We start from the raw sequence: 18,733 nt of genomic DNA on the forward strand, positions 1-18,733 counted from the left end.
ATCTTCCCAAATCGCGCGTCCCTTCTCCGATTAATGGGAGCCCTGCTCATGGAGCGGAATGAAACCTGGTCGGAGGAGCGCCGCTACCTGAATATGGGCCTTTACTGGGACTGGAAAAAGAAACAGCGGCAGCACGCTGCAACAGCAACCGCCAAGGTAGCCAGTATCCGTTCATGATGAGGCTCATCCAGCTGAGATAATTTACACACAAATTAGGACTTGACCCCGAAACTTTGCAGTTGCACCGAATGAGGCGTTACTTGCTCCCAATCGCCCATATCTTGCTCCCAATCAGGCTAATCTCGCTCCGAAATCGTGAAAACTCGCTCCCAATCAGCGGATTGCCGCTCCAAAACTTTGCAGTTGCACCGAATGAGGCATCACTTGCTCCGAATCGCCCATATTTCGCTCCCAATCAGGCTAAACTCGCTCCAAAATCGTGAAAACTCGCTCCCAATCAGCGGATTGTCGCTCCAAAACTTTGCAGTTGCACCGAATGAGGCGTTACTTGCTCCCAATCGCCCATATCTCGCTCCGAAATCTCGAAAACTCGCTCCCAATCAGCGGATTGCCGCTCCAAAACTTTGCAGTTGCACCGAATGAGGCATTACTTGCTCCCAATCGCCCATATCTCGCTCCCAATCAGGCTAAACTTGCTCCGAAATCGTGAAAACCCGCTCCTAATCGCCCATATCTCGCTCCGAAATCTCGAAAACTCGCTCCCAATCAGCGGATTGCCGCTCCGAAACTTTGCAGTTGCACCGAATGAGGCGTTACTTGCTCCCAATCGCCCATATCTCGCTCCGAAATCTCGAAAACTCGCTCCCAATCAGCGGATTGCCGCTCCGAAACTTTGCAGTTGCACCGAATGAGGCGTTACTTGCTCCCAATCGCCCATATCTCGCTCCCAATCAGGCTAATCTCGCTCCAAAATCGTGAAAACTCGCTCCCAATCGGCGGATTGCCGCTCCGAAAATCCAGTTGAACCCGGCTGAATCAGCATGGCTAAAAAAGCCTATCCGTTCCATATTTTCACTTCAATCCTGCCATTTATACACCAGCTGGCGCTGCCGCACGACATCACTTTGTCTTTAAACCTTTATAAGCTGCACCTATTCGTCGTTGGCACCGTCTGACATTTAAAAAGAGTGCGCGGACAAGCTGCGGACACAAAAAAGTCTGAATGGGAGCTGTATTCTGCATCATTCAGACGGCTTCAGTATTAATTTTCGCAGGGTGTCATTCCGGATCGGGAATCTCAAAATCAACGGCCAATGTATCGATCAGTCCTGCTTCTTTAAGGTAAGAAACAATGGCCTGATGCTCCGGTGACGGTGTGTAGTGTTCATGATCGGCCTTTGATCTGAAACGGACTGTCAGTGCCATCGAGTAGCCCTTGCCGCGTGTTGAATAATTCTGACCGGCCTGAATATCGAGAATTCCGGGCAGCTCATGGATCAGATGACGGAGGCGCCGCGCTCCCTCCTCTTTTTGCTCTTCTGTTATTTCATCGGAAAATTTAAACAAAACAATGTGTTCGATCATCTTCAGAACCTCTTTTCATAAGATAGATCCGTCCCGTTCATTTTATCACATCGTACCGGGACGCCGGCAACAAAAATAGTTCACGGCGCCGTTTTAAAGGGATGGCCGGCCGCTTTCCGGACGGCGGCCGCATGGTTGAAAAGACGTTCCTTTTCCTTAATGTATTTGATCAGTTCAACCGTTGCGCCATAATGGCCCATCGGCGTAATCAGATAAATGCCCTTAAAATGTTTCATGGCGGTATCGATCAGTTCTTTTGCGATTTCCAGCCCCGCCTGAATCGATTCTTCCCGATCTTTTGCCTGTGCCATCCGCCTGCGGACATCGGCGGGCAGCCGAATGCCCGGCACCTCATTATGCAGGAACTCCGCATTGCGGGATGAGGTCAGCGGCATGATGCCGATATAAAGCGGTTCGGCCACGTCCGCAGTCGCTTCGCTGACTTCGATGATGCGCTGTCTGTCGAATACCGGCTGGGAGATAAAATAGTCCGCCCCGCATGCTGCCTTTCGCTGCATTCGCTGTACGGCGCGATCAAGATTGCGGACGTTCGGATTGAAAGCAGCGGCTACGCGAAAGTGGGCGGGGCGTTTCAGGTTTTTTCCGGAATAAGAAATGCCGCGGTTAAATTTCTTGACCAGCTCAATCAACTGCATGGATGAAAGATCATAAACCGACGTGGCCCCCGGGAAATCGCCGATTTTTGTCGGATCGCCGGTGACCACCAGCAAGTCATGCAGACCAAGCACGTCCAGCCCCATCAGGTGAGACTGGATGCCGATCAGGTTGCGGTCGCGGCATGTCAGATGGACGAGAGGCGGAATGGAAAACCGTTCTTTAATCAGACGAGCGATAGCCGTATTGCTGATCCGCGGCGAGGCAAGCGAATTATCCGCCATCGTAATCGCATCGGCTCCGGCCTTCTCGATGGCCCGGACCCCCCTGAAAAAATGTGCCGTACTCAGATGCCGCGGCGTATCAAGCTCGACAAATACCGAACGGCCGTTTGCGGTCTTTTCATAAAGCGGCGTTTCAGGATGGCTGTCATCCCGGCCGACAACGATCGGCGGGATTTTCTTTGATACTTTTTTGGCCTGAAGCGGCTCCAGTTCGGCGATTCCTTTTTTAAAAGCTTCAATCTGTACCGGGGTCGTACCGCAGCAGCCGCCGAGAAGCCGCACACCTTCATTGCGGAAGTCGACCGCATACTTTCTGAAATAAGCCGGTTCGGTTTCATAATACAATTTGCCGTCCCGATAGGCGGGAAGACTGCCGTTCGGATAGGCGGAAAGGAAGGCCCGCTTCGGAAGCGGGACCCCCCGGAGCGCCTGTATCATGTGGAAGGGGCCGAGGCGGCAATTGGTTCCGACGATGTCCGCACCGAGCGCCTCCAGCTCTTTCAGCGCGTCGGAAAGAGGCAGGCCGTTAAGCAGAATACCGGGTTCCTGCATGGATACGTGAGCAATGATCGGCCGATCCGTCGCCTTTCTTGCAAGCTTCAGCACCTCCCGCAGCTCATCGAAATCATAATAGGTTTCAAGCAGCAGGCCGTCCACGCCGCTTTCAATCAGACAGTCCGCCTGCTCCTGGAAACTCCGCGTGATTTCGCTCAGTTCCAGAGACTGCTGCCGGAATCCGCGGATACCGCCGATTGTCCCGAAGACATAGGTCTCGGGCCGGGCCGCGCTTTTGGCGATTTCCGCGGCCGCCTGATTGAAACGGACGACCTCCTTTTCCAGTCCGTAGCGGGCGAGCTTGATCGCGTTTGCACCGTATGTGTTGGTCTGAATAACGTCCGCACCGGCATTGACATAGGCTTCATGAACGTGCCTGACCTCATCCTCATGGGATACATTGAGTTCCTCAAAACATCGGTCAATGCCGTAAGAGTATAAAAGTGTTCCCATGGCTCCGTCGCCGATCAGAATTCTTTCCCGAAGTTCATCAAGAATGGACGGGCGCATCATTCTCCGCTCCTGACTGTCCGTTTTTCTTTCTCCCGGACCGCTCCGAGAGCGCCCTGAAAATCACGGATCAGATCTTCGGCGTCTTCCAGTCCTACCGACAGCCGGAGCAGGCCGCTGCCGATTCCCGCTTTAATCCGTTCCTCCTCGGACAATTCCGCATGTGACATTTTCGGCGGATAGGATAAAATCGACTCGACGGCGCCGAGGCTGACCGCAAAGACCGGCAGGCTGGCATGACCGACAAATGTCCGCGCACAGGCTTCATCCTTCAGTTCAAAAGACAGGACGGCACCCCCGGAATCCGCCTGCCGGGCCTGCAGTGCCGCGCCCGGATGGCCGGACAGGCCGGGATAATAGACCGTGCGCACTTCCGGCCGTGTCTGTAGAAATTCGGCAATCATCCGCGCCGACTGTGCGGATTTGCGAATGCGGACATCCATTGTCTTCAGCCCCCGAAGCAAGAGCCATGAATCCTGGACGCCGAGAATGGCACCCATCGCATTTTGTAAAAAATACAGTCTGTCGGCAAGTTCGTCGCTGCCCGCAACTGCCAGACCCGCAACAACATCGCTGTGCCCGGAAATAAACTTGGTCGCACTGTGCAGAACGAGATCCGCACCCAGTTCCAGAGGGCGCTGGAAAACGGGCGTCATAAAGGTATTATCCACAAAGGTAAGACATCCGTGCGCCCTTGCTATTTCGGAAATCGCCCGGATATCCGTCACTCTGAGTGTCGGATTGGACGGTGTCTCAACATAGATAACTTTCGTATTCGGCCGGATCGCCCGTTTGACTTCTTCGAGGTCGGTTGTATCGACAAACGTATGGCTGATCCCCAGTCTGCCCAGTACCTGGGTAAGAATGCGGAACGTTCCCCCGTACACATTTTTCGGGACGACTGCATGGTCTCCCGCAGAGAGAAGCAGAAAAGCCGAAGAAATGGCTGCCATACCGGATGCGAAGGCAAACCCCCGCACGCCCCCTTCCAGTGCGGCTATTGCTTCTTCCAATGCCTCCCGTGTCGGATTGCCCGAACGGCTGTAGTCATATTTTCCATAATGATCAAAATCTTTCTGATGAAAGGTAGACGACAAATAAATAGGAACATTGGCCGCCCCGGTCTGCGGATCGACTGCCACCGTTTCTTTAATCAGCCTTGTGGCAAAACCGAATGTGTCAGCCATGCAGCACCACATCCTTCTTCAAGGACTGAAAAGCCTGATCGAGATCGTCGACCAGATCATCGGGATGTTCGATTCCGGCCGACAGGCGCAGCAGCGAGTTGGACAATCCGTACTTGAGACGGTCGGCTTCCGGAATGTCCGCGTGTGTCTGTGTGGCGGGATAAGTGATCAGGCTTTCTACACCGCCGAGGCTTTCGGCAAAGGTGATCAGGTGCAGTGCCTTGAGAAAAGGCTGGACATAGGCTTCTTTGCTGAGTTCGAAGCTGACCATTCCGCCCCTGCCGGGATAAAGAACCCGGGTCACAAGCAGCTGATTGTTCAGGTAATCGACAATCCTCCTGGCATTCGTTTCATGCTGCCTCATTCTCAGTGCCAGAGTTTTCATTCCGCGGATCAGCAGCCACGAATCGAAGGGATCGAGTACAAGGCCGCAGGCATTATGGAACAGCCTCAGCTTTTCGGTAATCTTGGCGGAGTTGGAAACAACCAGGCCGGCCAGCACGTCATTGTGCCCGCCCAAATATTTGGTTGCACTGTGAATGACCAGATCGGCTCCTTCTTCAATCGGTTTCTGAAGCACGGGCGTGTAAAATGTATTGTCAACAATCAGCAGCAGATGACTTCTCTTGGCAATGTAGGAAACCTCGGATATATCCACTTCCCGCATCAGGGGATTGGTCGGCGTTTCAATAAAGATGGCTTTCGTCTGCGGTTTTACAAGAGAAGCCAGTTCATCATAGTCTGTGCCGTCCCAATAGGTGAATTCAATGCGGTATTGTCTGGCGAAGATTTCGAAGAGGCGGTATGTTCCGCCGTATAGATCTCTGGAGGCAATAATGTGGTCTCCCGACTGGAAAAGTGAAAAAACCAGCTGAATCGCGCTCATGCCGGAACTACAGGCAAAGCCTTCTTCTCCGCCTTCAATCGAGGCGATCGCTTTCTCAAGAATCGATCGGGTCGGGTTCCCCGTCCGGATATAGTCGTACCCTTTTGAAACGCCGATCCCTTCATGGCGATATGCAGTTGACAGATAAATAGGCGCGTTGACGGCGCCCAGTTCATCAAAACCGTTGCCGATCTGTGTCAATTTTGTCTCCGTTTTGTAAGCTGTCATCGTGATTCGTCCCCTCTCCTTTTCTTGACCAAAAGCCCTGGCCGGCCCTGAAATTTCCGTAAAAAAAGCCTTCTTCGATAAGAAGAAGGCCGGTTGGCAGTTTTCTTCTTATCCCTCAAGCATCTAAGCATATGCTTGCTGGAATTAGCACCTTGTCGCCACATCGGGCAACGGTTGCTGAAACGTCATCGGGCCAGTCCCTCGGCTTCTCTTGATAAGAATCTTTTATTATGATATTGTTGTTGACTAGTTTACAATACTCTTTTTGTTTTTTCAAGCGGCCTTTTCATTATTTCGGAAAGAAGGCAGGCTATTGTTCGAAAAAGAGCCGCACCTGCGGGGAAAACAAAGATTTTTTACCGGTTCCAATTTTCTTTGATAAAAGCATCGCGGCCCGATTCGCTCCGCTCCGCCGCATAACGGTCCGGATGCTTTTTGTAAAATTTCTGATGCTCCTCTTCGGCCGGATAGAAGGGTGCGGCCGGAAGAATGCGCGTCACGATCGGCTTTGTAAAACGGCCGCTGGAAGCAAGCGCCGACTTTGATTGCTGTGCCAGTTTTTTCTGCACGTCATTATGATAAAAAATGGCGGTCCGATAATTGGAACCGCGATCGAAAAACTGTCCGCCGGCATCGGTCGGATCGATTTGCGTCCAATAGAGATCAAGCAGTTTCTCATAAGGAAAGACAGTCGGATCGAAGGTAACCTGAATGGCCTCCATGTGGCCGGTCGTCCCCGATTTGACCCGTTCATAGGTCGGATGCTCAACCTGCCCTCCCGTATACCCGGAGACAACTTTTTCTATGCCCGGCAGTGTATCAAACGGCTTGACCATGCACCAAAAGCAGCCGCCGGCAAAAGTTGCCGTTTCTTCAGGATGATTGTTCATTGGCTTTCCCCTTCCCGTTTTTATTGCTGTTCCGTCTTTTTTCTCCCGCTCTCAGCAGCTGCGGAACCTTATCTTCCTTTTTTATAAGAGGCAGATGTACGGTAAAAACGGTGCCCTTGCCCGGCCTGCTGTCGGCCTCAATCCTGCCGCGATGCTTCTCAACGATCCATTGAGCGATCGCCAGTCCGAGCCCGGTGCCTTTTCGATCCGTCCGCGAAGCATCCGCCTGAAAAAATCGATCGAAAATATGAGGCAGATCTTTTTCGGAAATGCCAATTCCGCTGTCCGACACGCTAAGCGTCGCCGTTTTATTATCCTGGCTGCAGGAGACGGCAATCTTCCCGCCCTTATTCGTAAATTTCATCGCATTGTCCAATAGAATGACAAGCAGCTGATGAATACGCTGCTCATCGCCGTTAATGATAACCGGCTTCTTGTCAAGCTTCAGTTCAAAAGTCTTCTCATCAAAATCAGCCATTTCGGCAAACGGTTCCGTCACCTTTTTCAGCATGAGCGTCAAATCCAGCGGTCCAAGGCTCACTTCCAGACGGTTGGCATCGGAACGCGCAAGCGTCAGAAGACTGCCGACCAGCTTAGACAGCCGCCGAATTTCGTCAAGCATGACAGCAATATCCTCGCCTGTATCCTGAATAGAGCGCTTCGGCTGCCTGAGCAGCCCTTCCGTCTTTAATTGGATAATGGAAAGAGGCGTACGCAATTCGTGGGAAGCATCGGCGACAAACCGGTTCTGTTTATCCCACGCATTTTGAATCGGCCGCAGCGCCCACCGTGCAAGAACATAGCCGAGCACGACCGAAAGCAGGGTTCCGAATCCCAGACCGGCCCAAATAATGGACAGCAGTGTATTCAGCAGATTGCGTTCCGGATCGACGTTGATGATAAAATAAACAGTTAATGTTGTCTTATTCGCATAAATTTTGTTGACCAGGACATGAAAATAATAGCCGGCTACCCTTTTTTCAACAATTTGATCCGTCGTTTTCGTCAAAAACGATTTCATCGTATCTGTCGTCAACGAATCCATTTTATCGGAGAAGAGAACCTCATTATTCTGATTAAGAATGGCAAAACTTAATCTCGGATCGCGCAATCTCGGATCACGCGTAACCAGAGCACCGCCGTTGAACGAAGCAAGCGCACCGGAAGCATGGGTCAAAATTTCATCGCTTCCCTGATACAGCACAGTCCGCTCATAGATATAGATGGTTCCTCCGAGCAGACTGATCAGACAAAATAAAATGAGCGAATTCAGAGCGGCCAGTTTAATCAGTGTTTGTCGGAACATAGGCTGGGCCCGCTCACTGATCCGACAGCATATACCCAATACCTCTTACCGTTTGGATATCCTTGTCATAACCGTATTTTTTCAGTTTTTTACGAAGCTGATGGACATAAACTTCAACGATGCCGACCGTCGTTTCCGAATCAAAGCCCCAGATTCTGTCGAAGATTTGCTCGCGTGTCAGGATCTGGTCGGCATTGCGAATCAGGTACTCTAAGAGTTCATATTGCTTGACCGTAAAGGCCAGCACTTCTCCGTCAACTTTTATCTGTTTATGCTTTTCGTCGATCACAATGCCCTTATAGCACAATGTCTGATCCAGCGTCATGGGCGAACTCCGGCGAAGCACGGCGGATAGCCTCGCTTTCAGTTCCTGATTCTGAAAAGGTTTGACGATATAGTCGTCTCCGCCCAGATTCAGGCCTTTTACGCGGTCATCCACGGCATCCCTGGCCGTCAAAAAAACGACCGGTGTCATGATATTCTCGTCACGCAGCCGTTTAGTTACTTCAAAACCGTCCATCTCGGGCAGCATGACGTCGAGAACCAGAGCATCGTATATATTCTGTTCCGCCATGTACAGCGCGTCTTCGCCATTTGCCGCCGAATCGACCGTGTATTCATCCGACAGAAGTTTTACAATCTCTTCAAGCAGCGACAGATTATCCTCAACCGCAAGCAGTCTCATCTCATTCAGCCTTCCTTCCAAGCCTGATGACCGCGTGCCTTTTCAAAAAAATGTTGATTTTCTTCTTCCGGGCACCCCCATTGAAACGGGGTCCTGACCGCGTCATCTCTCCTGAAGTCACTACTTATTTTACACATTGTCACCCTGTTTTAACAGTGTTGAAAATCTCATGATTCTCTTTTTGTTTTTATTCAAAACGGAGGGCCTCGATCGGGCTTAATCTCGACGCCTTGTTCGCCGGAAAAACGCCGAAAATAATGCCGATAAGTGCTGAAAACAGGAAGGCAAACAGAATAATCGCTATCGAGAATACCGTCTGTCCGCCGGTTACAGCTGTGTAGATCCGGCCTGCGAGAAGCCCGACGGCCACGCCGCACAGCCCTCCGATCATGCTGAGAACAGTGGATTCGATCAGAAACTGGAGAAGAATATCCCGTCTTTTAGCACCGATGGCTTTTCGAATGCCGATTTCCCTCGTCCGCTCCGTGACGGATACAAACATAATGTTCATGATGCCGATGCCGCCGACAAGCAGCGAAATACCGGCAATGCCTCCAAGGAGCAGGGTCATCGTCTGCGTGACGGAATCCATCGTATTCATGATGTCCTGCTGATTAATGACTGTATAATCATCCGAATTGCTGTAAACCTGCCCCATGGCTCTCTGAATCCCCGACATCGCTATATTAACATCCTGCTGATTGTCGGCCTGGGCGTAAAACTGCGTGATATGGGTGGTCTGCAGCAGCCTTTGCGCCGTTGAAAACGGAATGAACACCGAGGAATCGCTGCTCTGTCCCATCGATCCGCCCTTCGTATTCAGAACGCCGATCACGTTATAACGATTGCCGTTAATCAGCACGCTTTGATTGACGGGCGACCCGCTTGCGAATAATGTCTGGGCAACCTCGCTGCCGAGAACAATCTCTTTTTGACGATATTGATCGTCAAGTGTTGAAATAAAACGTCCGCTGCCTACCGAAAGCTGGCGGGTTGTCAAATAACCGGCGTTTGTTCCCGTCAGACTGACCTGAGTCGACGTACTCCCTTTTTGTACCGTCACACGGCCCGTCAGGACGGGAGAAACACTCTTCACACCGTAAACTTTTTCAATCTGCCCGATATTATCCATGGTAAAAGGCGTATCCGTATTCATGATGTTCACCGTAATGAGATTGGTTCCCAGACTGTTAACACTGTCGGCTACGGACTTGCTTGACCCCTGCCCGATGGAAACGAGGACGATGACCGACGACACGCCGATGATAATGCCCAGCATCGTCAGAAAGGATCGGGTTTTGTTCGCGCGTATATTACGGAACGCCATACTGATTGAAGTGAGTAGATTCATAAAGTTTGCTCACCTTCATACAGTTTGCCGTCGCGGATGCTGACCGTCCGTTTTGCTTCCCTCGCAACATGCAAATCATGCGTGATTAAAACAATGGTGCGTCCCTCTTCATTCAGTGCCGTCAGAAGATCGATAATTTCTTTGCTCGTCCGGCTGTCGAGTGCACCGGTCGGCTCGTCCGCCAGAAGAATGGACGGCTGCCCGACCAGCGCCCGGGCGATAGCAGTGCGCTGCTGCTGGCCTCCCGAAAGCTGATTGGGAAGGTGTTCCGCGCGCTCTTTAATGCCGACCTGCGCGAGGCTGGCCATGGCCCGTTCTTTTCTTTCTTTCACTTTTATTCCGCGATAGATCAACGGCAGTTCGACATTTTCCAGTGCAGTCAGTTTACCGAGCAGATTGAAATTTTGAAAAATGAATCCGATTTTCCGGTTGCGGATATCCGCCAGCTGCCAGTCTTTCAGGCTGTCGACATGATTCCCGTCAAGTACGTATTCACCGGAATCCGGATGATCGAGGCAGCCGATCGTATTCATCAATGTCGATTTCCCCGACCCGGAAGGACCGACTACAGAGACAAAATCTCCCGCTTCAATCGACAGACTGACATGGTCCAAAGCATGAACTGTATTTTGCCCCATTTTGTATGTTTTCTCGATTTCTTTCAAGGAGATCATCGTCTCGGTCATTGCTGATTGCCTCCTCCGGTACTGCCGTTCCCCTGTCCGCCATTTAATCTGCTGCGGAAACCGCCGCCGTTTGTGCCTCCGAACAGCTGTCCGCCTGTTCCTGTCGTAGTCGTGGAGGCAGACGTCGCTCTGGTAATTGCCGGAAGCTGCACAACCTCGCCTGCCCGCAGTCCCGACAGGATTTCAATCGACTGATCATTATGCAGACCCGTTGTAACATTCACCCGCGTGCCGAGCTGATGATCGACACCGCTCATGCGGCCGCCGTATGAACCGGCGGAAGTGCTGCCGCCGGAAGATGACGACGATACATAAACAAAGGACTGGCCTCCCTGCTGATGGACCGCTCCTGAAGAAATATAGAGCGTGTTGTTTTTTTTCTGAATAACTACGTCCGCCGTTGCCGTCATTCCCGCTTTCAGTCCCGATGACTGATTCATATGGATCGTTACATTAAAGGTCGCCACGCCATTCGTATCCGTTCCGGCGTTGGCAATCGATGTGACTGTCCCTGTGAATTTCTGATTCGGGTAGGCGTTGACGGTCACTGTCACGGCTTGTCCGTCCTTTAGTTTCGGAATATCCAGCTCATCGATCTGGGCAACCATATTCAGGTCGCTGTAATTCGTCAGATGAGCAGCAGCCCTTCCCGGACTAACCCGGTCTCCGGCATACAGGCTCAGATTGGAGATGGTTCCGTCAGCAGGTGCGGTCAGCGTCGTGCCGTCGGTGTAAGTGATCAGCGCAGTTCCTTTTTTGACCGTTGCGTTGTTCGCGACATTCACAGAAGACACCGTTTTAGAGGCATCGCCCGAACCGATCACGATGTTCTCATCGACCGCAGGCGTTAAATCCCCCGATCCTGTAACATCTGATGAAATCGAACCTTTCTGAACGACCGTCGTCGGGATAATCACCTGTGCCTTGGCCGTGCTGTTCCTGTTCAGGAACCAGAATGCTCCCCCTCCGACGACAATAATCACTGCAATGACAATCAGCCAGCCCTTCTTCATGCCTGCTGTTCCCCCTCATTTATATCAAATGATTGAAAAATCTTCTGTTGCTAGTTTAGGAGTATTTTCTTAAGAATTGCTTAATGAGGCCAAAAGAAAATAACCGCTTGCCGTCACAGCAAGCGGTTTGTCTGAAGCGACCGGTCGATTATTTTTTAAAATGGTAGGGAACAGTGGCGACGACCACATCCGCATGGCGGATCAGACTTGCTTTAATCAGCGTTCCGGACTGGTTATGAAGGAAATTCTGCCACCATTTCTTGGTATAGAACTGAGGAAAAACAACCGTCACCGTTGCACCCGTCTGATCCGCTTTCCATTTTACCGTGTCGATAAATTTATCAAGCGGACTGACGATACTTCGATAAAGTGAATGCAGAGTTACCAGACGAATATCCGCTTTCCATTCTTTCCACTCTTTTTCCATCTTTGAAATAGCCTGCGGACTGTCCCCGACATAGACGGCAATCACGTTTTCGGACAGCGACTTTGCATAGGTCAGCGATTGTTCGACAACTTTGGTTATTCCCGCAACCGGAACGACAATGATGTTATCCGTCGTGCGTACCGACCGAAGCGGAACCGACAGATCCAGGCGGAGCTGTTCGGCGACCAGCATATAATGCTGATGTATCTTATGAAAAATGAAGATGACGATAGGCAGAAAGATTAACACAGGCCAGATTTGACTAAACTTGGTCAGAAAAAAAATGAGCAGGATCAGGTAGCAGATCAGGGCGCCTGTCAGATTGACGGACAACCTGCCCGTCCAGCCCTCGGGCCGTTCACGGATCCAGTGCACAATCATCCCCGTCTGAGAAAGCGAAAACGGAATAAAGACACCGACTGCATAAAGCGGAATCAGATTTTCAGTTTTCCCTCTGAAAATGATAATGAGCAGAATCGACATGACCCCGAGCGTGATAATGCCGTTCGAGTAACCGAGACGGTCGCCCCTGATTTTAAACGGACGAGGCATGTACTTATCGTTGGCCAGGTTATAAGCAAGCATAGGAAAAGCAGAATATCCCGTATTGGCTGCAAGAACCAAAATAAGTGCTGTCGATATCTGAATCAGATAATAGAAAAAGCTGCTGCCGAAAATAATCCTTCCAAGCTGGGACAGTACGGTTTGGTCGCTCATCGGCCGGATGCCGTACCAATAAGACAGAAAAACCGTCCCCGCGAGAAGGGAAGCCAGTATTCCGCCCATCATCAGTAATGTTTTCGCAGCATTTTTCGGAGCAGGATCCTTGAAACCCGGGATGGCATTTGAAATCGCTTCAACACCGGTCAATGCAGAACATCCGGATGAAAAGGCGCGCAGCAGCAGAAAGAGACCGACTCCCGCAACCGGTGTGCCGATGGCCGTGTGGGGATGAACCGGCGCCGTATGCCCGGTCAGAGCGCCGAAAATGCCTGCGCCAATAACAAGAACCATCATCATGACAAAGAAGTAGACGGGATAAGAAAGCAGAGTGGCCGAATCGGTCAATCCGCGCAGGTTCAGAATCGTAATCATCACAACAATCGCAACAGCGACCGTTACGTTATAGGCCCGGAGCGCCGGGAATGCGGAAGTGATCGCATCCGTCCCCGCTGAAACACTGACGGCGACCGTCAGAACATAATCGACCAGCAGCGATCCCCCGGCTATCAGACCGAAATTCACGCCAAGATTTTCCTTTGATACCATATACGCTCCGCCGCCCTGAGGATAGGCAAAAATAATCTGGCGATAGGACAGGATCAGCGCAGTCAGAAGGACGAGCACTCCAAGTGAAATCGGCAGCGCATACCATAACGCGGCAGCGCCCGCCATGACGAGCACAATCAGAATCTGCTCAGGCCCGTAAGCAACCGATGAGAGCGCATCGGACGATAAAACAGCCAGAGCCTTCAGTTTATTCAGCTTCTGACTGTGGATTTCATTTGATTTGAGCGGCCGGCCAATCAGTATTCTTTTCATTTTCGCAAACATTACATCATCACCTTCATACATTCTGATAGACATGAACCGATGATTGCTTCCGGACGGCTGAAGTCCAAAAAGAAAAGGCTCAAAGCGGAAAATTTCCGATTTCGCCCGAAAGCCTGTCATTTTTTGTATGTATATGTATTTGAGAATCAAAAAATCTTTTCACTTGCTCCTGAAAGTTAATAGGATCAATAGTCATGCCTTTTCATGCATTCTGATTGTATGCTAATGATTTAAAAGTTGCAATAGTTTTTATGAAAGCGGCGCAGCGCTTTCTTTTCCCGCAAAATTTCCCGGGGAATTTCCAGCATACGACAGCATTTTCATCACCTGTAAGTTTTTTACTTTGATCGTGCCGGGCAATGGAGCAGAACCGGAACCGCCTCCCGGCGCGACGATCTCAGAGGAGAATCTTTTTCCTTCCACCTGCCGCGGACATTTCCCCGGTGAAAGACGGAGCGGCGTCGGGAGCGGACGGCCGATCGGCTGCAAGTGTTGCCGCCTCCATCTCCGACTCTACTGATTGAATTTTTTTTATTTTCCCTGTATGATGAAGTCAGTTCAGTCAAGTTGAGAAGAGCAAAGAAGAGCAGAGCCTGAGAAAAGAAAAGTTTAAAAGATTGATGAGGGTTTCAGCAGAAAACGCTCATTTTTCGATTTCGAATCAGAATTGCTCTTCTGTATAATTTATTTATACGGGAGGTTTTTTTATTGAGTCTTTCATCCGATGCCAACGCTGCACGCGGGGCTGCCTTCTATACGACAGACGAAGGCCTGCGCATCACCCGCGGCCGTCTCTCCTGTCCGGCAGACAAATCTGTTTCGTCCTTGCTGAATCGGCTCGACGATCACAAGGGCGCATTTTTCTCCAGCACTTATAAATTCCCCGGCCGTTATTCCCGATGGGATATCGGCTTTATCAATCCCCCATTGGAACTTACGGCGAAAGGGAACGCTTTTCATATCCGTGCATTGAATGAACGCGGAAAAGTGATCCTGGCCTATTTAAACGAATGTTTAGCCCATCCGTCATTAGCTTTTGCAAAAAACAGCGACACAGAATTATCCGGAACCATCCGGACAGACAGCGATGATCGGATTAAGGAAGAAGACCGGACACGGCGCCCTTCTGTTTTTACCTTACTGAGGCAGTTTCGACGGCTCTTTCAGATTGACGACGGTTTTCTCGGACTGTACGGGGCTTTCGGATTTGATCTGATCCATCAATTTGAGCACCTGCCGATGTACAAAAAAAGAGAAGCGAAACAAAACGACCTGCAACTGTATCTTCCGGATGAACTCTTTGTGGCGGACCGTGAAAAAAAAGAGGCCTACAAGCTTTCCTACGAATTCAGCTACAAAAAAAGGACGACTGATGGGCTGGCCCGCAGCGGGAGACGTTTCTCCTTCGATTCAGACGGCGATAACCGCGCGCCCGCCGCTTTTGCCGACAGAAGCGGCGACTATGCCGAGATGGTCCGCCAGGCAAAAACGGCTTTTAAAAAGGGCGATCTGTTTGAAGTCGTCCCCAGCCGCGTGCTGTCCCGTCCTTGCAAAAGCCGGCCGTCGGCTGTTTTCCGCCGGCTTCAGGAAATCAATCCAAGCCCGTACGGTTTCCTCATCCATTTAAACGAAGAAGAATTTCTGGTCGGCTGTTCCCCGGAGATGTATGTCAGGGTCGACGGAGCCACCGTGGAAACCTGCCCCATTTCCGGTACCATCCGGCGCCGCGGTTCGGTCATTGAGGATGCCGAACAAATCAAGACGCTGCTCGGGTCGGAGAAGGAGGAATCTGAACTGACGATGTGCACCGATGTGGACAGAAACGATAAATCGCGGATTTGTGTGCCGGGGACCGTTAAAGTGATCGGCAGACGCCAGGTCGAGACCTATTCGCATTTATTTCACACCGTTGACCACATTAAGGGGCTGCTAAAAAAGGATTTCGATGCGCTGGATGCATTTATCACGCATATGTGGGCGGTCACCGTCACCGGAGCGCCGAAGCTGGAAGCCATGAACTGGATCGAGAAACACGAAAAGACGCCGCGGGGCTGGTACGGCGGCGCCATCGGCTGGTTCCGGTTCAACGGCAGCCTGAACACAGGCCTCATGCTGAGAAGCTTGCACATACAAAAAGGTACGGCCCAGATTCGTGTCGGCGCGACACTGCTTTACGATTCTGTTCCGGAAAATGAAGAAGAAGAAACACTGACAAAAGCGGAAGCACTTATGGAAGCTCTTGAAACGGACAGCCTGCCTGAAAACCTGAACCGGGAACAGCCTGACAGCCGAAAGCCGGGAAAACATCTTCATATTCTGTTCGTCGACCACGAGGATTCGTTTGTCCATACGTTATCCGGCTACTTTCAAAAACTCGGCGCCGAGGTCACGGTCCGCCGCAGTCCTGCAGCCCGGAGACAGATTAAAGACGGCAGCGAACCGGCCGATCTCGTGGTCCTGTCGCCCGGTCCCGGCGAACCGGACCGTTTTCAAATGAATGAGACGATCCGCCTTTGCCTCGAGCGCCGGCTGCCGATTTTCGGGATCTGTCTCGGCCTGCAGGGAATTGTCCGTTACTTCGGCGGCGAGCTGAAGGAACTGGACGTCCCGGCACATGGAAAGTCGTCTTTCGTGATCCATGACGGACGCTCTTCTCTGTTCCAAGGCGTGCCGAGACGGTTTAAGGCGGGGCGCTATCATTCGATCTGTGCCAGCCGGCTGCCGTCGGAACTGCATGCCATCGCCGAAACGGAAGACCACGTGATTATGGCTGTCGAACACCGCAGTCTGCCGATCAGCGCTGTACAGTTCCATCCGGAATCGATTATGACCATGGGCGGGGAAATCGGCATGAAGATTCTGAAGAATGTGCTCCGCTCGATCGCCATGCAGCCTGCCGGAAAATAATCGATTTGATACCGCCGGAGACAGCGTCTGCCTTTCCATACATTTACAAGAGCCTAAATCTTATTGAAAAAATGAACGCTCTTGATCTTTTTCGTAAAAAAGATGAATAATGACTGTCTTCCTCTCGTTTTCTATAACTATTCATGTTACAGTATGACATGAGGTTGCGTCCCTTTTCACAAAGGCGGGTGAACACGGATTCCGCGGCGCGGGTGCAAATAATCCAATGACTGTCTCTCTGTTCTTTTATAAACGGTCGGATGCAGCCTCCTTGCGCCGATATTATTATAAGGAAGAAGAACTCATTTATTCTATTTTATGGCTTCTGTGATGTATGGAGGAGGATGTTTCGATGAAAACTGCCATTTATGCGCATCGCGGCAGTAAAGCAAATCGTCCTGAAAATACGCTGTCTGCTTTTGAAGAAGCGATGCGGGTCGGAAGCGACGGCATCGAACTCGATGTTCATCTGACAAAGGACGGAGAAGTTGTCGTCATGCACGACGAAAAAGTCAACCGGACCACAGGCGGCAAGGGGCAGATTAAAAATTTCACACTGCATGAACTCAAAGAACTGGATGCCGGTTCCTGGTTCTCCCCGAAATATTCGCGTGAACGGGTGCCGACACTCAAAGAAGTTCTGGAACTATTATCCGATTTTCCGGGAGTGCTTAATATAGAATTCAAGACGGACAGAAACACCTATCCGACGATCGAAGAGCGTGTTGTCCGCCTGGTCGGCCAGTACCGGCCGAATCTGCCCGTTGTCTATTCATCTTTCAATCACGAATCGCTTGTTCGGCTGAAAAAAATCGATCCGGGCGCAGATCTGGCTCTGCTGCTCTGGGAACGCCTGGCCGAGCCGTGGCGCTACACGCAGCAGGTCGGCGCATCCGCTCAGCACTTGTGGGAACCTTCCGCCTTGTCCGACACCGGAAAGCAGCTTCAGCAACACGGCGTCAAAGTCCGCGCCTGGACAGTCAACAAGCCGAAAAATATGCAGAAGACCTTTGAATTGGGCATTGACGCTTTGATTACCGACTATCCTGAAGTTGCACTCGATCTTAGAAAAAGTTTCGAATCAATGAAAAAGTCGCTTTAAAAATTTTTTCTGCAAAGGAAGCCGGCAATGATATCGGTGCCGGCTTCCTTTTTATTCACGAAATCGTTGGAAGCGGTCAGGGCAAAAGATCGCCGCTGATAAAAAAAGTGTTATGATGGAAAAGGTGTGTTCTCACCTATTCAAAACTCCACGCCAAATGTGTATCGGCTTTTTATCAGGCAGCCCGGCGGCGGCGCGGAAAGGCGGAGCGCTGTCTCTTATACTCGTGAAACCGCAGACATTGGATACTTCCGGAATTTTTCAACCGGCCGGCTTGTTTATAATCAGCCGGTCATATACAGGAAATTGGGGGATATGATCTATGGACGGAAAAAAAGCAGCAGGCCGGAAGGCCATCGATGAAATTGAAGAAGGCATGACAGTCGGACTCGGAACAGGCTCAACCGTTTTCTATTTTCTTGAAGCATTGGCCGAAAAAGTTGCCGACGGTTTTTCAATCACCGGCGTGACAACATCGCAAAAAACAGCCGAACTGGCCGAAAAGTGGCAGATTCCGCTTCAGTCCCTAAACAATGTGAAGCAGATTGATTTGACGATCGACGGTGCGGACGAAGTCGATCCGTCACTGAACGGCATTAAAGGCGGCGGCGGCGCGCTGCTTTATGAAAAGCTGGTCGCCGAAGCCTCGGACAAACGTATCTGGATCGTCGACAGCCGAAAAAAGGTAGACCGGCTGGGTGCCTTTCCTCTGCCGATTGAAGTGGTTCCCTTCGGCTGGAAGCACGTCGAAGCGCTCATGGCGGGAAAAGGATACAGACCGCAGCTGCGTCAGACAACCGGCGGACAGCCTTTTGTTACAGATGCTCAGCATTATATCCTCGACCTTCATCTGAATTCCATTGAAGATCCGGAGGCACTCGCAGATGAACTGGATCATGTCACCGGAATTGTTGAGCATGGACTGTTTGTCAACATGACTGATAAGGCTCTGATCGGTTATCCCGACGGACGTGTTGAGAAACTGGTTAAGGAAAAATAATC

The 18,733-nt window shown here is 51.0% G+C and carries 14 protein-coding genes, 1 pseudogene and 1 riboswitch; of the genes and pseudogenes, 4 read left to right on the forward strand and 11 right to left on the reverse strand.

Annotation, left to right across the window (positions count from 1 at the left end; translation table 11 throughout):
• Nucleotides 1–177 (forward strand): annotated as a pseudogene (locus OYT88_RS20985) (IS256 family transposase); the annotation flags it as partial.
• 1,062 nt (nt 178–1,239) lie between these two features.
• On the opposite strand, the gene OYT88_RS15940 reads toward OYT88_RS20985, so the two are convergent.
• The 11 genes from OYT88_RS15940 to kimA all read right to left on the reverse strand — a co-directional run bounded on the left by OYT88_RS15940 (nt 1,240) and on the right by kimA (nt 13,722).
• Nucleotides 1,240–1,545, reverse strand: coding sequence for a Dabb family protein (locus OYT88_RS15940; RefSeq protein WP_274401332.1), 306 nt, complete (start codon nt 1,543–1,545; stop codon nt 1,240–1,242).
• Nucleotides 1,546–1,625: 80 nt separating this feature from the next.
• Nucleotides 1,626–3,509 (reverse strand): bifunctional homocysteine S-methyltransferase/methylenetetrahydrofolate reductase, encoded by a 1,884-nt coding sequence (locus tag OYT88_RS15945; RefSeq protein WP_274401333.1) that lies wholly within the window; start codon nt 3,507–3,509, stop codon nt 1,626–1,628.
• Entirely contained in the window at nt 3,509–4,696 is a 1,188-nt protein-coding gene (gene metC / locus OYT88_RS15950) for a cystathionine beta-lyase (protein ID WP_274401334.1), read from the reverse strand. The genes OYT88_RS15945 and metC overlap by 1 nt, the downstream gene beginning before the upstream one ends.
• On the reverse strand, nt 4,689–5,810 hold the full coding sequence (locus tag OYT88_RS15955; RefSeq protein WP_274401335.1) for a methionine biosynthesis PLP-dependent protein: 1,122 nt from the start codon (nt 5,808–5,810) through the stop codon (nt 4,689–4,691). The genes metC and OYT88_RS15955 overlap by 8 nt, the downstream gene beginning before the upstream one ends.
• Nucleotides 5,811–5,915: 105 nt before the next feature.
• Nucleotides 5,916–6,031, reverse strand: a riboswitch (SAM riboswitch).
• A gap of 135 nt (nt 6,032–6,166) precedes the next feature.
• Nucleotides 6,167–6,700: a peptide-methionine (S)-S-oxide reductase MsrA gene (gene msrA, locus OYT88_RS15960; protein WP_274401336.1), complete on the reverse strand. Its 534-nt coding sequence runs from the start codon at nt 6,698–6,700 to the stop codon at nt 6,167–6,169.
• Nucleotides 6,684–8,006, reverse strand: a complete 1,323-nt coding sequence (locus OYT88_RS15965; RefSeq protein ID WP_274401337.1) for a sensor histidine kinase — start codon at nt 8,004–8,006, stop codon at nt 6,684–6,686. Before OYT88_RS15965 ends, msrA begins: the two co-directional genes overlap by 17 nt.
• Nucleotides 8,007–8,019: 13 nt before the next feature.
• On the reverse strand, nt 8,020–8,691 hold the full coding sequence (locus tag OYT88_RS15970; RefSeq protein WP_274401338.1) for a response regulator transcription factor: 672 nt from the start codon (nt 8,689–8,691) through the stop codon (nt 8,020–8,022).
• Between the two features lie 187 nt (nt 8,692–8,878).
• The gene (locus OYT88_RS15975) at nt 8,879–10,042 is read right to left on the reverse strand and encodes an ABC transporter permease (protein WP_274401339.1); all 1,164 of its coding nucleotides are present in this window, start codon (nt 10,040–10,042) and stop codon (nt 8,879–8,881) included.
• Nucleotides 10,039–10,728: an ABC transporter ATP-binding protein gene (locus tag OYT88_RS15980; RefSeq protein ID WP_274401340.1), complete on the reverse strand. Its 690-nt coding sequence runs from the start codon at nt 10,726–10,728 to the stop codon at nt 10,039–10,041. Before OYT88_RS15980 ends, OYT88_RS15975 begins: the two co-directional genes overlap by 4 nt.
• Nucleotides 10,725–11,741 (reverse strand): efflux RND transporter periplasmic adaptor subunit, encoded by a 1,017-nt coding sequence (locus OYT88_RS15985; RefSeq protein ID WP_274401341.1) that lies wholly within the window; start codon nt 11,739–11,741, stop codon nt 10,725–10,727. The genes OYT88_RS15980 and OYT88_RS15985 overlap by 4 nt, the downstream gene beginning before the upstream one ends.
• Before the next feature lie 148 nt (nt 11,742–11,889).
• On the reverse strand, nt 11,890–13,722 hold the full coding sequence (kimA, locus tag OYT88_RS15990; protein ID WP_274401342.1) for a potassium transporter KimA: 1,833 nt from the start codon (nt 13,720–13,722) through the stop codon (nt 11,890–11,892).
• 708 nt (nt 13,723–14,430) lie between these two features.
• Here kimA and OYT88_RS15995 point away from each other — a divergent pair.
• From OYT88_RS15995 to rpiA, 3 genes are all read left to right on the forward strand, one after another.
• The gene (locus OYT88_RS15995; protein ID WP_274401343.1) at nt 14,431–16,629 is read left to right on the forward strand and encodes an anthranilate synthase component I; all 2,199 of its coding nucleotides are present in this window, start codon (nt 14,431–14,433) and stop codon (nt 16,627–16,629) included.
• A gap of 352 nt (nt 16,630–16,981) precedes the next feature.
• The gene (locus OYT88_RS16000; RefSeq protein ID WP_274401344.1) at nt 16,982–17,731 is read left to right on the forward strand and encodes a glycerophosphodiester phosphodiesterase; all 750 of its coding nucleotides are present in this window, start codon (nt 16,982–16,984) and stop codon (nt 17,729–17,731) included.
• A gap of 322 nt (nt 17,732–18,053) precedes the next feature.
• Nucleotides 18,054–18,731 carry a ribose-5-phosphate isomerase RpiA gene (rpiA, locus tag OYT88_RS16005; RefSeq protein WP_274401345.1) on the forward strand — a complete coding sequence of 226 codons (678 nt, stop codon included), beginning with the start codon at nt 18,054–18,056 and terminating at the stop codon, nt 18,729–18,731.
• The last annotated feature ends 2 nt before the right edge of the window (nt 18,732–18,733 follow it).

This window comes from Sporolactobacillus sp. CQH2019, assembly GCF_028765345.1.
In the GTDB taxonomy this organism is placed as follows: Bacteria; Bacillota; Bacilli; order Bacillales; family Sporolactobacillaceae; genus Sporolactobacillus.

Bases quoted from the DNA above. Each gene is read 5' to 3' on its own strand.
- OYT88_RS15940 (WP_274401332.1), bottom strand. From the start codon at position 1,545: ATGATCGAACACATTGTTTTGTTTAAATTTTCCGATGAAATAACAGAA.
- OYT88_RS15945 (WP_274401333.1), bottom strand. From the start codon at position 3,509: ATGCGCCCGTCCATTCTTGATGAACTTCGGGAAAGAATTCTGATCGGC.
- metC (WP_274401334.1), bottom strand. From the start codon at position 4,696: ATGGCTGACACATTCGGTTTTGCCACAAGGCTGATTAAAGAAACGGTG.
- OYT88_RS15955 (WP_274401335.1), bottom strand. From the start codon at position 5,810: ATGACAGCTTACAAAACGGAGACAAAATTGACACAGATCGGCAACGGT.
- msrA (WP_274401336.1), bottom strand. From the start codon at position 6,700: ATGAACAATCATCCTGAAGAAACGGCAACTTTTGCCGGCGGCTGCTTT.
- OYT88_RS15965 (WP_274401337.1), bottom strand. From the start codon at position 8,006: ATGTTCCGACAAACACTGATTAAACTGGCCGCTCTGAATTCGCTCATT.
- OYT88_RS15970 (WP_274401338.1), bottom strand. From the start codon at position 8,691: ATGAGACTGCTTGCGGTTGAGGATAATCTGTCGCTGCTTGAAGAGATT.
- OYT88_RS15975 (WP_274401339.1), bottom strand. From the start codon at position 10,042: ATGAATCTACTCACTTCAATCAGTATGGCGTTCCGTAATATACGCGCG.
- OYT88_RS15980 (WP_274401340.1), bottom strand. From the start codon at position 10,728: ATGACCGAGACGATGATCTCCTTGAAAGAAATCGAGAAAACATACAAA.
- OYT88_RS15985 (WP_274401341.1), bottom strand. From the start codon at position 11,741: ATGAAGAAGGGCTGGCTGATTGTCATTGCAGTGATTATTGTCGTCGGA.
- kimA (WP_274401342.1), bottom strand. From the start codon at position 13,722: ATGTTTGCGAAAATGAAAAGAATACTGATTGGCCGGCCGCTCAAATCA.
- OYT88_RS16000 (WP_274401344.1), top strand. From the start codon at position 16,982: ATGAAAACTGCCATTTATGCGCATCGCGGCAGTAAAGCAAATCGTCCT.
- rpiA (WP_274401345.1), top strand. From the start codon at position 18,054: ATGGACGGAAAAAAAGCAGCAGGCCGGAAGGCCATCGATGAAATTGAA.